Raw genomic sequence first — 14,530 nt, forward strand, 5'->3', positions numbered from 1 at the left:
GGCGGGCCCTTTCGCGTACGGGGGGCCGGGCGGCCCGATCGGTCGACCGGCCGGTCGGCGGCCCGTCAGCGGCCGCGCAGCGAGCGGTACGTGGCCACCAGCGCGCGCGTCGAGGCGTCCAGGCCGGGCACCTCTTCGCCCTCGGCGAGCGCGGGCTCGATGCGCTTGGCCAGGACCTTGCCGAGCTCCACGCCCCACTGGTCGAAGGAGTCGATGTTCCACACCGCGCCCTGGACGAACACCTTGTGCTCGTACAGCGCGATGAGCTGGCCCAGCACCGACGGGGTGAGCTCGGCCGCCAGGATCGTCGTCGTGGGGTGGTTGCCCGCGAAGGTCTTGTGCGGGACCAGCGGCTCCGCGACGCCCTCCGCCCGCACCTCGTCGGCCGTCTTGCCGAAGGCCAGAGCCTGCGTCTGCGCGAAGAAGTTCGCCATCAGCAGGTCGTGCTGGGCCGCCAGCGCCGGCGGCAGTTCGCCGATCGGCCGCGCGAACCCGATGAAGTCCGCGGGGATCACCTTCGTGCCCTGGTGGATCAACTGGTAGTAGGCGTGCTGGCCGTTGGTACCGGGCGTGCCCCACACCACCGGTCCGGTCTGCCATTCCACCGGGTTGCCGTCGCGGTCGACGGACTTGCCGTTGGACTCCATGTCCAGCTGCTGCAGGTAGGCGGTGAACCGGGAGAGGTAGTGGCTGTAGGGCAGTACGGCGTGCGACTGGGCGTCGAAGAACGCCCCGTACCAGATCCCCAACAGGCCCATCAGGAGCGGCGCGTTCTCGTGCGCCGGCGCCGTGCGGAAGTGCTCGTCCATGGCGTGGAAGCCGTCCAGCAGCTCCCGGAAGGCCTGCGGGCCGATCGCGACCATGAGCGAGAGGCCGATGGCGGAGTCGAAGGAGTACCGGCCGCCGACCCAGTCCCAGAACTCGAACATGTTGGCCGGGTCGATGCCGAAGTCCGTGACCTTCTCGGCGTTGGTCGACAGCGCCACGAAGTGCCGTGCCACGGCCGCCTGCTCGCCGCCGAGGCCCGCGAGCAGCCACTCGCGCGCCGAGGTGGCGTTGGTGATGGTCTCGATCGTCGTGAAGGTCTTCGACGCGATGATGAAGAGCGTCCGCTCCGGGTCCAGGTCGCGCACGGCCTCGTGCAGGTCGGCCCCGTCCACGTTGGACACGAAGCGCAGGGTCAGGCCCCGGTCGGTGAAGGCGCGCAGCGCCTCGTACGCCATCGCCGGTCCGAGGTCGGAACCGCCGATGCCGATGTTGACGACGTTCTCGATGCGCTTGCCGGTGAACCCGGTCCACTCCCCCGACCGGACGCGGTCGGCGAAGGCCGACATCTTGTCGAGGACCGCGTGGACGCCGGGTACGACGTTCTCGCCGTCCACCTCGACGACCGCGTCCTTCGGGGCGCGCAGCGCGGTGTGCAGGACCGCCCGGTCCTCGGTCGTGTTGATCTTCTCGCCGCGGAACATGGCCTCGCGCAGCTCGGCCACGCCGGTCGCGGCCGCCAGTGCCCGCAGCAGCGTCAGCGTCTCGTCGGTCACGAGGTGCTTCGAGTAGTCGATGTGCAGGTCCCCGACCCGCAGGGTGTAGCCGGTGCCCCGGCTCGGATCAGCCTCGAACAGCTCCCGCAGATGCGTCTGTCCCAGCTCGTCCCGGTGCTTGCCGAGTGCGAGCCACTCGGGGGTCCGGTTGAGCTTCGTGCGACTGTCTGCGTTCATCTCGGACATCAACCCACTTCTTCCGTCCTGTCGTGCCCCGCCGCTCTCCAACCTAAGGGATAAGAAGCGGCGCAACCGACACAAAGAGCCCGGCCCGCAGGAGAAGAAGACTCCTGCGGGCCGGGCCCGAAGTCACGAAGGTTCCCTGTCCGGGACGTGTCAGATCTCGCCGCGCAGCTTGGCGAGCGCCTCGGCGAGGATCGCCTCGCCGTCGGCGTCGGTGCGCCGCTCCCGTACGTACGCCAGGTGCGTCTTGTACGGTTCGGTGCGCGGCGGCGCCGGCGGGTTGTCCCGGTCCTGGCCGGCCGGGAACCCGCAGCGCGGGCAGTCCCAGGTGTCCGGCACGGTCGCGTCGCTGGCGAAGCTGGGCTGCGTCTCGTGCCCGTTCGAGCACCAGAAGGAGATGCGCAGGCGGGGCGCGGATTCGCCGCGCTCGGCCTCACCCATCGGCCCCGCTCCGACCCGACTGCCACGAATCGCGTTGCCACTTGCCACGGTCGTAACTCCCTGCGTGATGGTGCCGCGAAACGTGAGTGGATTCCGTCGCGGGCGCCCAAGTCTACGTAAGGCCCAACGCGCGTCCAGTGAACGGAGTTACCCGTTCCGGACGTGGACGCCGGACCTCATGATAGGCCGGGGAGGCCCGGGCGGACTGCCGGAATGGCCAGAACGCTTCAGCTGCCGTTGGTCTTCATGAGCAGGCCGAGCGCGACGATGCACGCGAACCACAGCAGACCGATCACCACGGTGATGCGGTCGAGGTTGCGCTCCGCGACCGAGGACCCGCCGACCGACGACTGCATACCGCCGCCGAACATGTCGGAAAGGCCGCCGCCCTTGCCCTTGTGCATCAGCACGAGCAGCATCAGCAGGGCGCTGAAGACGACCAGGGCGATCGAGAACCCCATAATCACGGCTGATTCCTACTTTCTGGTCTTACTGGCTTCGGGCGTTCCCGCATTGCGAAACGAGCACGGGGGCCGGTGGCTGGTGATACAGCCTCCGGCCCCCGCAAGGGTACGACGGATCCGCCCTACCGCATACTCACTGCCGGGCTCACTGGTCGCGGAACCGGACGATCTTCACGAACTCGTCGGCGTCCAGCGCCGCGCCGCCGATCAGGGCGCCGTCGACATCGGGCTGGGCCATGATCGCGGCGATGTTGCCGGACTTGACCGAGCCGCCGTACTGGATGCGGACCTTGTCGGCCAGCTCCTGCGAGTACAGCTCCGCGAGGCGGGCGCGGATGGCACCGCACACCTCCTGGGCGTCGTCCGGGGTGGCGACCTCGCCGGTGCCGATCGCCCAGACGGGCTCGTACGCGATCACGATGGACTCGACCTGCTCGGCCGGGACGTCCTTGAGGCCGCCGTCGAGCTGGTTCAGCGTGTACTCGACCTGCTGGCCGGCCTTGCGGATGTCCAGGCCCTCGCCGACGCACAGGATCGGGGTGATCCCGTGCTTGAAGGCGGCCTTGACCTTGGCGTTGCAGATCTCGTCGTTCTCGCCGTGGTACTGGCGGCGCTCGCTGTGGCCGACGGCCACGAACGTGCACTTCAGCTTCGACAGCATCGGGCCGGAGATCTCGCCGGTGTAGGCGCCGGAGTCGTGCGCCGAGATGTCCTGGGCGCCGTACTTGATCTTCAGCTTGTCGCCGTCGACCAGGGTCTGGACCGAGCGCAGGTCGACGAAGGGCGGCAGGACCGCGACCTCCACGGCGTCGTAGTCCTTGTCGGCCAGGGCGAAGGCGAGCTTCTGGACGTGGGCGATGGCCTCGAGGTGGTTGAGGTTCATCTTCCAGTTGCCCGCCATCAGCGGGGTGCGCCCTGCGGTGTTCTCAGTCATAAAGGTTCAGACCTCCAGTGCGGCGAGGCCGGGGAGCGTCTTGCCCTCGAGGTACTCGAGGGAGGCGCCGCCACCGGTCGAAATGTGGCCGAAAGCGTTCTCGTCGAAGCCGAGCGTGCGCACGGCCGCGGCCGAGTCGCCACCGCCGACGACGGTGAACGCGCTGCTGTCGAGGAGGGCCTGCGCGATCGCGCTGGTGCCTCCGGCGTAGTCGGGGTGCTCGAAGACGCCCACGGGACCGTTCCAGAAGACGGTCTCGGCGTCGGCGATCTTCGAGGCGTACAGCTCGCGGGTCTTGGGACCGATGTCCAGACCCTCCTTGTCGGCGGGGATCTTGTCCGCGTCGACGGTGATGAAGTCCGCCGGGGTCTTGCCCTTGAGGTCGGGGAAGTCCGTGGAAGCGAGGATGTCGACCGGGAGGACCAGCTCGACGCCGTTGTCCTCGGCGCGCTTCATGTACTCCTTGACGACCTCCACCTGGTCCTTCTGGAGCAGGGAGATGCCGACCTCGTAGCCCTTGGCGTAGAGGAAGGTGTACGCCATGCCGCCGCCGATGAGGAGGCGGTCGGCCTTGCCGAGCAGCTGGTCGATGACGGCGAGCTTGTCGGAGACCTTGGCGCCGCCGAGGATGACGACGTACGGGCGCTTGACCTCGGCGGTCAGCTTCTTCAGGACGCCGACCTCGGTGGCGATGAGGTAGCCGGCCGCGTGCGGGAGGCGCGCGGGGAGGTCGAAGACCGAGGCGTGCTTGCGGTGGACAGCGCCGAAGCCGTCGCCGACGTAGACGTCGGCCAGCTCGGCGAGCTGGTCCGCGAAGGCGCCGCGCTCGGCGTCGTCCTTCGCGGTCTCACCGGCGTTGAAGCGCAGGTTCTCGATGACGGCGACCTGTCCGTCGGCGAGGGCGGCGACGGTCTCCTTGGCGGAGGCGCCGACGGTGTCGGTGGCGAACGCGACGTCCGCGCCGAGCAGCTCTCCGAGCCGGGCGGCGGCGGGGGCCAGGGAGAACGCCGGGTCCGGGGCGCCCTTGGGGCGGCCCAGGTGCGAGGCCACGATCACGCGGGCGCCGGCCTCGGCGAGCTTCGCGATGGTCGGCTGCACGGCGCGGATGCGCCCGTCGTCGGTGATCTCACCGTTCGCGAGCGGCACGTTCAGGTCGGCGCGGACGAAAACCCGCTTACCGGAAACGCCCTCGGCGAGAAGTTCGTCGATCGTCTTCATTGCTGTTTCTACTCCTTTTCCCCGGCCGGATCCTGTATCCGTGCGGGGTGAGAGGTACAAGGCAAGCAACAGGGCCCGTACAGCGCTTCGTCGCGCTGCCCGAGCCCCGGTGCTCACATTGTCGTGCCTGCTGCCTTGGTGCTTAGAGCTGGCCGCCGACGAACACGGTCAGGTCGACCAGGCGGTTGGAGTAGCCCCACTCGTTGTCGTACCAGCCGATGACCTTGACGCTCTTGCCCTGGACCATGGTCAGGGAGGAGTCGAAGGTGCAGGAGAACGGCCAGTTCACGATGTCGGAGGAGACGATCGCGTCCTCGGTGTAGTCCAGGATGCCCTTGAGCTGACCCTCGGAGGCCTTCTGGAACGCGGCGTTGACCTCGTCCTTGGTGACCTCGCGCTCGAGCTCGATGACCAGGTCGGTCACGGAACCGGTGGGGACCGGGACGCGCATGGCCATGCCGTCGAGCTTGCCGGCCAGCTCCGGGATGACCAGCGCGGTGGCCTTGGCGGCACCCGTGGTGGTCGGGATGATGTTCTCGGCGGCGGCGCGGGCGCGGCGCAGGTCCGAGTGCGGGAAGTCCAGGATGCGCTGGTCGTTCGTGTACGCGTGGACCGTCGTCATCAGGCCCTTGACGATGCCGAAGTTCTCGAGGAGGACCTTGGCCATCGGCGCCACGCAGTTGGTGGTGCAGGAGGCGTTGGAGATGACGTGGTGGTTGGCCGCGTCGTACTTGTCCTGGTTGACGCCCATCACGATCGTGATGTCCTCGTCCTTGGCCGGAGCCGAGATGAGGACCTTCTTCGCGCCGGCCGCGATGTGCTTGGCGGCGTCGGCCTTCTTCGTGAAGATGCCGGTCGACTCGATGACGATGTCGGCACCCAGCTCGCCCCAGGGGAGGTTCGCGGGGTCGCGCTCGGCGAAGGTCTTGAAGGTGTTGCCGTCGACGGTGATGGTGTCGTCGGTGTGGCTGACCTCGGCCTCGAGGCGGCCCAGGATCGTGTCGTACTTGAGAAGGTGCACCAGGGTGGCGTTGTCAGTCAGGTCGTTGACACCGACGATCTCGATGTCCGCTCCCTGCTTCAGGAGCGCACGGAAGTAGTTGCGGCCAATTCGACCAAAACCATTGATGCCTACGCGGATCGTCACGAACCGATCTCCTCGTTGGTGCGCCGGCCTGTCCGCCGGCGAGCTGTATGGGATGTCCCCGACCGCTTACGACCCTACCTCTCCGTGAGCTTTTGAGTGACATCGAGAAGCGTCTGACACGCCCCGAGGCCCCGCACTCCAGGACGAGTACGGGACCTCGGGGACTTTGTGCCCCGTCACTCAGCGTGAACGGAAAGGGGGCCTCTGATCAGCGGTTGAGGGAGCGCAGGGCCTTACCGACGAGTAGCGCGCGGTCCGCTGCCGCCGGCACGTGTTCCAGACCGAAGCCCAGGAGCACGGTGTTACGCGTAGTCACCGACGCGTACGACTTGAACAGCTCGCCCGTGCGGGACCAATCGCCCGGAACATCAGGACTTCCGGCAGGTGCGCCCTGGGCGGTCCAGACGCCGAGCGAGGTCTCGAATCCCTCGGCCGCCTGGTCGGTCCCGCCGGTGGACAGGCGAGCCTCGTCCGCGAACACGCCGCGGCCGCCCGAGCCCGGGTCGGTGATGTACGAGAGGGAGACCTCGACGCTCTTGCCGGCATAGGCGCTCAGGTCGAAGGAGACCTGCTTCCAGCCGCTGGAGGAACCGGTGAAGGAGTTCCATGTGCCGGTGGTGCCCTGCGGGGTGCAGCCGCCGGCGTCGAGGGTGAGGTAGCGGCGCAGGAACGGGTGGTCGTTGATGAAGAACCCGGCCCCGCACTCCTCCGGAACGGTCGTGCTGCTCAGACCGCCGGTGTCGGGCAGCGTGGTCCAGTCGTCGCCGCCGACGGTGTGGGCCTCCAGCACCGCGTGGTCGTAGCCCTCCTCGGTGTTCCAGTTGAGCGCCGTCTTCAGCTTCGGCTGGTCGGCCGCGGTGACCCCGGTGAGGTCGATGGTGCGGGTGAGGCGCTTCCAGTCGTCGTCGTCGTGGGTGGCCGAGGCCATCCACGATCCGGCGTACGGGGCGTAGGGGTTCACGACGCCCGTGTACTGGCCCGCCTGCGCGCTCTTGAACTGCGGGAACTGCGCGGCCGGCAGGGTGTCGGAGGTGACCGTGTAGGAGCCCGGGCGGTCGAGCGGGTTGTCCGCTGCTCCGCCGAGGGCGCCCTTGGCTCCGGCGAGGGAGCCCGCGCCGTTGAACCCGGTGGGACCGCTGACGGTCGCGCGGCCGTAGGCGCCGAGGAAGTACTGGCCGAAGTCGTTGGTCACGGCGCGGCCGACCTGGGCGTTGCCGCCGGCCAGCTCACCGGCCTCGATCAGCTTGCCGCCCTCGTTGAGGAAGTCGCGCACCGCCAGCTGGGTGTCGCCGCCCGGGGACTTGGCCCCCGTGTAGTGGACGGCGGTACGGAAGTGGGAGAGCACGCCGAGGTGGTGCGGGGCGCCCTGGACGGCCACGTCCCAGACCGCCGCGCTCTTGCCGTTGGCGCGCAGGGCGTCGACGTACTCCTGAGCGTGCTTCGCCGCCGCGCCCTCCTCCGCGATCACCAGCACGTCGGCGCGCGGCCGCTCGGCCACCGTGTACGTGAAGTGCTCGCTGGAGACCTGCTTGCCGGAGCGGTCGCGGCCGGTGAACCAGACCTCGACCTTGTCGCCGGGCTTCGCACCGTCGACCTCGGCCCGGTACTCGTCGAACCAGTTGTTGTCGTCGCCGCCGTAGACTTCGCCGCCCTTCCAGGCCTTGAGGTCCTCGTCGTGCGTGCGGCCGCCGTTGATCCGGAAGTTGAGCTCCTTGTCCTTCAGGGCCTTGCGGGCCGTGACGGCGACCGTCTGGTCCTCACCGCGGGCCACGTAGGAGGTGGTGAAGGGGTCCAGGGTGAAGTCCGCGGCGGTCAGGCCCAGGGAGGACTTCGGCTGGTCCGGGTGCTCGGCGCTCTCGGCGACGGAGAGTGCGAAGGGGATGTTCTTGGCGAACTCCGCCTGGATGAGCTTCTCGTCGTCCGGGAAGTTGAAGCCGGAGGCGCAGTCCTCGGGCTTCCACTGGTCGTTCGGGTCGATCGCGGAGGCCGTCTGGCAGGTGGTCATCTCCGGCGTGAACATCATGATGCCGTTGGCGTTGGCTGCCTGGCTGTCGGCCTCGCCGTTGGTGGTGTAGAGCTCCGAGGAGACCTGCGGGTAGTAGCCGGGGACGGCCGGGTTCTCCGGGGTGCCCGCGAGCGCCTTGTAGGCGATGTCGTCGGGGGTGGGGGTGGCCACCTGCCAGCCCACGCCGTACAGGATCAGCTCGGCGGCCGAGTGGTAGTTGACCGCGTAGTCGAAGCCGATGCGCTTCTCGAACTTGTCGAGGGCGACGGTCTCGGGCTCGGAGGAGGCCTGGGGGCCGCGGTAGGTCTCGCTCGACTGGTTGGGCGAGGAGCCCTCGTTGTCGTAGCCCCACTTGTAGGCGAAGTTGCGGTTGAGGTCGACGCCGTCGCCCGCGGTGATCTTGCCGTCGCCGTTGTTGTCGCGCATGTTCTTGCGCCACAGCCGCTGGCCGTCGGGGGCGAAGGTGTAGTCGTAGCCGTCGGGGTTGGCCGAGAGCAGGAACCACATCTCCGTGGAGTCCACCAGCTTGGTGATCCGCGGGTCCTTGCCGTAGTTGTCGAGGGTGTGGTGCATCAGCCGCCGGGTCATCTCGGGGGTGATCCACTCGCGGGCGTGCTGGTTCGACATGTACAGCACGGAGGGCTTGTCGCCGTCCCTGCTCTTCTTGGCGTTCTTGGTGACCTTCAGGGCGAGGATGTCCTTGCCCTGGACGGTCTTGCCGATGGAGACGACCTTGGTGAGGCCGGGGTTCTCCTGGGCCGTGCGCAGGATCTCCTCCTGGAGCCCGCCCTTGCCGCTGTAGGGGCGGAACACCCCGTCGCCGGCCGCCGCCAGGGAGCGCGCGGTGTTGGCCGCGACCTTGCGCTCGGCGAGTTTGACGCCCTGGGCGGCCAGCTCCTTGGCCTGACCGCCGGTGAGGAAGAGCTCGACCTTGGCGGTCCCGGAGTCCGGGGCGCGCTCGGAGAGCTCGTGCGCGTCCTGGCCGGCGGCCAGCACGAGCGGTACCTGCTCCTTGGTGATGTCGGCGTCGTAGACCCGCACCTCGTCGGCGGATTCCCCGGCCGCCGCACTCTGGGGCTGGGCCGCCGCGGGTAGCGCGGCCAGTGTGGTGCCGAAGACGAGTGCGCTTGCGGCGAGGATCGATCTCGCGCGGTGCCTCATGTGCCCCCCTGGGCGTCGTCTGCCACGAAAGCTTCGGACGACAGGCTCACGACCAGCCCATGCTCATGTCAATGGGGCCTACGGAAAGAGGCCCGCACGAGTGATCGCACGGGCCCCTTCCGGAGTCACGCATTCCGCCGCTTGGCCGCCGGGGTGGCCCCGGATGGCCCCGCAGCGGCCTCAGCCGGCCATGTTGTCGGCCAGCTCCTCGCTGTCGCTGAGGTCCAGGTTCGACTCGGTGCCCGGGATGCCCAGGTCCTGCGCCCGCTTGTCCGCCATCGCCAGCAGACGGCGGATGCGGCCCGCGACCGCGTCCTTGGTCAGCGGCGGGTCGGCGAGCGCGCCCAGCTCCTCCAAGGAGGCCTGCTTGTGTTCCATGCGCAGCCGGCCGGCCGCCGCGAGGTGCTCGGGGACCTCCTCGGCGAGGATCTCCAGGGCGCGCTGCACGCGGGCTCCGGCGGCCACCGCGGCCCGCGCGGAACGGCGCAGGTTGGCGTCGTCGAAGTTCGCGAGGCGGTTGGCGGTGGCGCGGACCTCGCGGCGCATCCGCCGCTCCTCCCAGGCCAGCACCGAGTCGTGGGCGCCGAGCCGGGTCAGCAGGGCGCCGATGGCGTCCCCGTCGCGTACGACGACCCGGTCCACGCCGCGGACCTCGCGGGCCTTGGCGGCGATGGAGAGCCTGCGGGCGGCCCCGACGAGGGCCAGCGCGGCCTCCGGACCGGGGCAGGTGACCTCCAGGGAGGAGGAGCGTCCCGGCTCGGTGAGCGAGCCGTGGGCGAGGAAGGCCCCGCGCCAGGCCGCCTCGGCGTCACAGGTGGCCCCGGAGACCACCTGTGGGGGAAGACCCCGGATCGGGCGGCCGCGGCCGTCCACGAGGCCGGTCTGGCGGGCCAGCTGGTCGCCGCCGGCGACCACGCGGACCACGTACCGGTTGCCCCGGCGCAGACCGCCCGGAGCCATGATCACCAGGTCCGAGGAGTGGCCGAAGATCTCGAGGATGTCCTTGCGCAGCCGGCGGGCCGCGATCCCCGCGTCCAGTTCCGCCTCGATGACGATCCGGCCGCTCACCAGGTGCAACCCGCCCGCGAACCGAAGGATCGCCGAGACCTCCGCCTTCCTGCAGCAGGTGCGGGTGACGGGCAGGCGGGCGATCTCATCCTTCACCGCGGGCGTCATCGCCATGGGCCGATCCTTCCATGCATCCGAAAAATACGGTCGTACGCGGCGGCGAGCAGCTCCGGATCATGCTTCGGAGAGCCGTCCTGCCTGGCAACCGGCGCCAGCTCGACCGCGGCGCCGAACCGTTTTGCGGCATCGGCGAGGGACTCGCGGTCGGGCACGGCGGCCTGATCGGCCAGCACCACGTCCAGGGCGAGTTTAGGGGCGTGTCGGGCCAAAACCTCCAAATGACGCTGCGGAGAGAAGCCCTCTGTTTCACCGGGTTGCGGAGCGAGGTTCAGCGAAAGGACCTTCCGGGCCTTCGTCTCGACCAGCGCGTCGAGCAGTTCCGGCACCAGCAGGTGCGGGATCACCGACGAGAACCAGGACCCCGGACCGAGCACCACCCAGTCCGCGTCGAGGACCGCGGCGACCGCCTCCGGCACCGCCGGCGGATCGGCCGGCACCACCTGTACGGAGAGCACCTCGCCGGGGGTCAGCGCCACCGTGGCCTGTCCCCGTACGGTGTCCACGTCCTCGGGGCGGGCCGGATCGTGCCCCTTGACCAGGGCCTGGAGCTCCAGGGGGACCGCGGACATCGGCAGGACCCGGCCCTGGGCGCCGAGCAGCTTGCCGACGAGGTCCAGGGCCTGGACGGGGTCGCCGAGCTGTTCCCACAGCGCGACGATCAGCAGGTTGCCCACGGCGTGCTCGTGCAGGTCGCCCTTGGACTGGAAGCGGTGCTGGATGACCCGCGCCCAGGTCTGGCCCCAGTCGTCGTCCCCGCACAGCGCGGCCAGCGCCTTGCGCAGGTCGCCGGGCGGCAGTACGCCGAGTTCCTCGCGCAGCCGCCCGCTGGAGCCTCCGTCGTCGGCGACGGTGACGACGGCGGTGAGGTCGCCGGTGATGCGGCGCAGGGCGGTCAGCGAGGCCGACAGGCCCCGGCCGCCGCCGAGGGCCACGACCTTGGGCGCGACCACCTTGGGGGCCTCGCCGCGGCGCAGCCCCGTGCGGCCGCCGCCGGCGTCGTCCTTGCCGGAGGTGAGCCGGCGCAGGCGACGGAGCCGCAGGGTGCGTCCGGTCACTCGCGCCCCATGTCCCTGTGGACTACGACGGTCTCGACTCCCTCGGAGGCGAGCCTGGCGGCGAGCTTCTCGGACATGGCGACACTGCGGTGCTTGCCGCCGGTGCAGCCGACCGCGATCGTCACGTACCGCTTGCCCTCGCGGCGGTAGCCGGCGGCGATGAGCTGGAGCAGCTCCGTGTAGCGGTCGAGGAACTCCTTGGCGCCGGGCTGGCTGAAGACGTAGCCCGACACCTCCTCGTTGAGCCCGGTGAAGGGGCGCAGCTCCGGGACCCAGTGCGGGTTGGGGATGAAGCGGCAGTCGACGACGAGGTCGGCGTCGACGGGCAGGCCGTACTTGAAGCCGAAGGACATGACGGTGGCCCGCAGCTCGGGCTCCTCGTCGCCCGCGAACTGGGCGTCCATCTTGGCGCGCAGTTCGTGCACGTTCAGGCTGGAGGTGTCGATGACCAGGTCTGCGTCGCCGCGCAGCTCGCGCAGCAGGTCGCGCTCGGCGGCGATGCCGTCGACGATGCGGCCGTCGCCCTGCAGCGGGTGCGGGCGGCGGACCGACTCGAAGCGGCGCACGAGCGCGTCGTCCGAGGACTCCAGGAAGACGATGCGCCGGGTGACCCCGCGGGTCTCCAGGTCGGCGAGGGACTCGCGCAGGGCGTCGAAGAACTGGCGGCCGCGGACGTCGACGACGACGGCGATGCGCGCCACGTTGCCCTGCGAGCGGGCGCCGAGCTCCACCATGGTGGTGATCAGCGCGGGCGGGAGGTTGTCGACGACGAACCAGCCGAGGTCCTCCAGGCACTTGGCCGCCGTACTGCGGCCGGCCCCGGACATTCCGGAGATGATCACCAGCTCGGGGATGGCCGCCTCGGCGGTATCTCCGGGCTCCACTGTCGTGCCCGTACTCACCTGTGCTCCGTCTCGGTCGTACTCGGATTCTGAATCGTGCTCGGAATCATGCACTGATCCGCGATCGTGCTGGGATTCGCGCTCGGTCATTGCTCGGTCCCCCGTTCGGATGCTGCTCCCGCGGGCGCGGGGATCTCATCCTCAATGATCTCCCCGGTCGCCGTGTTGACGGCGGGGCCGCCGGGAACCGCCTGGGCGAGGGCCGCGGCCACGGTCTCGGCCGTCTTGCGGCCTATGCCCGGGACCTCGCAGATCTGGTCGATTGTCGCCTGTCTCAGCTTCTTCACCGAACCGAAGTGCTTGAGCAGGGCCAGTTTGCGGCTCTCGCCGAGCCCGGGGACCTCGTCGAGCGGGCCGGTCTTCAGGCGCTTGCCGCGCTTGTTGCGCTGGTACTGGATGGCGAAGCGGTGGGCCTCGTCGCGCACGCGCTGGAGCAGGTACAGGCCCTCGCTGGTGCGGGGCAGCACCACCGGGTCGTCCTCGCCCGGCAGCCAGACCTCCTCCAGCCGCTTGGCCAGGCCGCACACGGCGACGTCGTCGATCCCGAGCTCGTCCAGGGCCCGCTTGGCGGCGGCCACCTGCGGCTGCCCGCCGTCGACCACGACGAGCTGCGGCGGGTACGCGAAGCGCTTGGGGCGCCCGTCGTCCTCGGCCGCCCGCGCGGGCGCGCCGTCGGCGCCTCCCGCCGCGTCCTCGGCGTCCTCGGCGCCCTCGGGGGACCACTCCCCCGTCTTCAGCTTCTCCTGGAGGTAGCGCCGGAAGCGCCGCGAGACCACCTCGTGCATGGAGCGGACGTCGTCCTGCCCCTCGAAGGATTTGATCTGGAAGCGCCGGTACTCGCCCTTGCGGGCCAGCCCGTCCTCGAAGACGACCATGGAGGCCACGACGTCGTCGCCCTGCAGGTGCGAGATGTCGAAGCACTCGATGCGCAGCGGCGCGCCGTCCAGCTCCAGCGCCTCGGCGATCTCCTCCAGGGCCCGCGAGCGGGTGGTGAGGTCGGAGGCGCGCTTGGTCTTGTGCAGGGCGAGGGACTGCAGCGCGTTGCGGTGGACGGTCTCCATCAGCGCCTTCTTGTCCCCGCGCTGCGGGATGCGCAGGCTGACCAGGGAGCCGCGCCGCTCGGCGAGCCACAGCGCGAGCGCCGGGGTGTCCTCGGGGAGCGCCGGGACGAGCACCTCCTTGGGGACCGCCTCGCCCTTCTCCTCGCCGTACAGCTGCTGCAGGGCGTGCTCGACGAGCCCGGCCGTGTCGACGGCCTCGACCTTGTCCGTGACCCAGCCGCGCTGGCCGCGGACCCGGCCGCCGCGTACGTGGAAGATCTGCACGGCGGCTTCGAGCTCGTCCTCGGCGACCGCGATCAGGTCGGCGTCGGTGGCGTCGGCGAGCACGACGGCGTTCTTCTCCATGGCCCGGCGCAGGGCCCCTATGTCGTCGCGCAGCCGCGCGGCCTTCTCGTACTCCATCTCCTCGGCGGCCTCGTGCATCTCGCGTTCGAGGCGGGAGAGGTAGGTACCGGTCCGGCCGGCCATGAAGTCGCAGAAGTCCTCGGCCAGTTCGCGGTGCTCCTCGGGGGTGACCCGGCCGACGCAGGGCGCGGAGCACTTGCCGATGTAGCCGAGCAGGCAGGGGCGGCCGATCTGGGCGGAGCGCTTGAACACCCCGGCGGAGCAGGTGCGGACGGGGAAGACCCGGAGCATCAGGTCGACGGTCTCGCGGATGGCCCAGGCGTGCCCGTAGGGGCCGAAGTAGCGCACGCCCTTCTTCTTGGGGCCGCGCATGACCTGGACCCTCGGATAGTCCTCGTTCATGGTGACGGCGAGGGAGGGGTAGCTCTTGTCGTCCCGGTACTTGACGTTGAACCGGGGGTCGAACTCCTTGATCCAGGAGTATTCGAGCTGCAGCGCCTCGACCTCGGTGGACACCACGGTCCACTCGACGGAGGCCGCCGTGGTCACCATGGTGGCCGTACGGGGGTGCAGCCCGGCGATGTCCTGGAAGTAACTGGCCAGCCGCTGGCGCAGGCTCTTGGCCTTCCCGACGTAGATCACCCGGCGGTGCTCGTCGCGGAACTTGTAGACCCCCGGGGAGTCGGGGATCTGTCCCGGCTCGGGACGGTAACTGGATGGGTCGGCCATGCCGCCACCCTACTGTCGCCCGCCGACAACCGGGCCGCTCCCCTCCCGTGCCGCGGGGTCCGCGCCCGCCCGGAAGCGGGGTCGCGCATGGCGCGGGGCCCGGCCGCCCGGGGGGGGGGGGGGGCCGGGCGGCTGGGTACGCCCCCCCCCCCCCCG

At 70.0% G+C, this 14,530-nt stretch carries 11 protein-coding genes; all 11 read right to left on the bottom strand.

Going from position 1 to position 14,530, the window contains the following annotated elements; all coding sequences use genetic code 11:
- Positions 1–65: 65 nt before the first annotated feature.
- Positions 66–1,718, bottom strand: a complete 1,653-nt coding sequence (gene pgi / locus ACWGDE_RS25790) for a glucose-6-phosphate isomerase (protein WP_453391405.1) — start codon at positions 1,716–1,718, stop codon at positions 66–68.
- A 159-nt stretch (positions 1,719–1,877) separates the two neighbouring features.
- Positions 1,878–2,213, bottom strand: a complete 336-nt coding sequence (locus ACWGDE_RS25795; RefSeq protein ID WP_078950560.1) for an RNA polymerase-binding protein RbpA — start codon at positions 2,211–2,213, stop codon at positions 1,878–1,880.
- Positions 2,214–2,392: 179 nt separating this feature from the next.
- Complete coding sequence (gene secG / locus ACWGDE_RS25800) at positions 2,393–2,626, bottom strand: preprotein translocase subunit SecG (RefSeq protein WP_453391412.1); 234 nt, start codon at positions 2,624–2,626, stop codon at positions 2,393–2,395.
- A gap of 148 nt (positions 2,627–2,774) precedes the next feature.
- Positions 2,775–3,563, bottom strand: a complete 789-nt coding sequence (gene tpiA / locus ACWGDE_RS25805; RefSeq protein ID WP_453391406.1) for a triose-phosphate isomerase — start codon at positions 3,561–3,563, stop codon at positions 2,775–2,777.
- Positions 3,564–3,569: 6 nt separating this feature from the next.
- Entirely contained in the window at positions 3,570–4,781 is a 1,212-nt protein-coding gene (locus ACWGDE_RS25810; protein WP_453391407.1) for a phosphoglycerate kinase, read from the bottom strand.
- 142 nt (positions 4,782–4,923) lie between these two features.
- Positions 4,924–5,928 (bottom strand): type I glyceraldehyde-3-phosphate dehydrogenase, encoded by a 1,005-nt coding sequence (gene gap / locus ACWGDE_RS25815; protein ID WP_453391408.1) that lies wholly within the window; start codon positions 5,926–5,928, stop codon positions 4,924–4,926.
- A gap of 208 nt (positions 5,929–6,136) precedes the next feature.
- The gene (locus ACWGDE_RS25820) at positions 6,137–9,094 is read right to left on the bottom strand and encodes a M14 family zinc carboxypeptidase (protein ID WP_453391409.1); all 2,958 of its coding nucleotides are present in this window, start codon (positions 9,092–9,094) and stop codon (positions 6,137–6,139) included.
- Positions 9,095–9,274: 180 nt separating this feature from the next.
- A complete protein-coding gene (whiA, locus tag ACWGDE_RS25825) occupies positions 9,275–10,276 on the bottom strand; it encodes a DNA-binding protein WhiA (protein ID WP_112449750.1) in 1,002 nt (333 codons plus the stop codon).
- Positions 10,267–11,256, bottom strand: coding sequence for a gluconeogenesis factor YvcK family protein (locus ACWGDE_RS25830; RefSeq protein ID WP_453391413.1), 990 nt, complete (start codon positions 11,254–11,256; stop codon positions 10,267–10,269). The genes whiA and ACWGDE_RS25830 overlap by 10 nt, the downstream gene beginning before the upstream one ends.
- Before the next feature lie 77 nt (positions 11,257–11,333).
- Positions 11,334–12,329 carry an RNase adapter RapZ gene (rapZ, locus tag ACWGDE_RS25835; RefSeq protein ID WP_453391410.1) on the bottom strand — a complete coding sequence of 332 codons (996 nt, stop codon included), beginning with the start codon at positions 12,327–12,329 and terminating at the stop codon, positions 11,334–11,336.
- Positions 12,326–14,374, bottom strand: a complete 2,049-nt coding sequence (gene uvrC / locus ACWGDE_RS25840) for an excinuclease ABC subunit UvrC (RefSeq protein WP_453391411.1) — start codon at positions 14,372–14,374, stop codon at positions 12,326–12,328. The genes rapZ and uvrC overlap by 4 nt, the downstream gene beginning before the upstream one ends.
- Positions 14,375–14,530 lie beyond the last annotated feature (156 nt).

The organism is Streptomyces sp. NPDC054956, assembly GCF_053609185.1.

What these genes read in the sequence shown, in the direction of transcription:
- pgi (WP_453391405.1), bottom strand. Translation starts at nt 1,718, where the DNA reads ATGAACGCAGACAGTCGCACGAAGCTCAACCGGACCCCCGAGTGGCTC.
- secG (WP_453391412.1), bottom strand. Translation starts at nt 2,626, where the DNA reads ATGGGGTTCTCGATCGCCCTGGTCGTCTTCAGCGCCCTGCTGATGCTG.
- tpiA (WP_453391406.1), bottom strand. Translation starts at nt 3,563, where the DNA reads ATGACTGAGAACACCGCAGGGCGCACCCCGCTGATGGCGGGCAACTGG.
- ACWGDE_RS25810 (WP_453391407.1), bottom strand. Translation starts at nt 4,781, where the DNA reads ATGAAGACGATCGACGAACTTCTCGCCGAGGGCGTTTCCGGTAAGCGG.
- ACWGDE_RS25820 (WP_453391409.1), bottom strand. Translation starts at nt 9,094, where the DNA reads ATGAGGCACCGCGCGAGATCGATCCTCGCCGCAAGCGCACTCGTCTTC.
- whiA (WP_112449750.1), bottom strand. Translation starts at nt 10,276, where the DNA reads ATGGCGATGACGCCCGCGGTGAAGGATGAGATCGCCCGCCTGCCCGTC.
- rapZ (WP_453391410.1), bottom strand. Translation starts at nt 12,329, where the DNA reads ATGACCGAGCGCGAATCCCAGCACGATCGCGGATCAGTGCATGATTCC.
- uvrC (WP_453391411.1), bottom strand. Translation starts at nt 14,374, where the DNA reads ATGGCCGACCCATCCAGTTACCGTCCCGAGCCGGGACAGATCCCCGAC.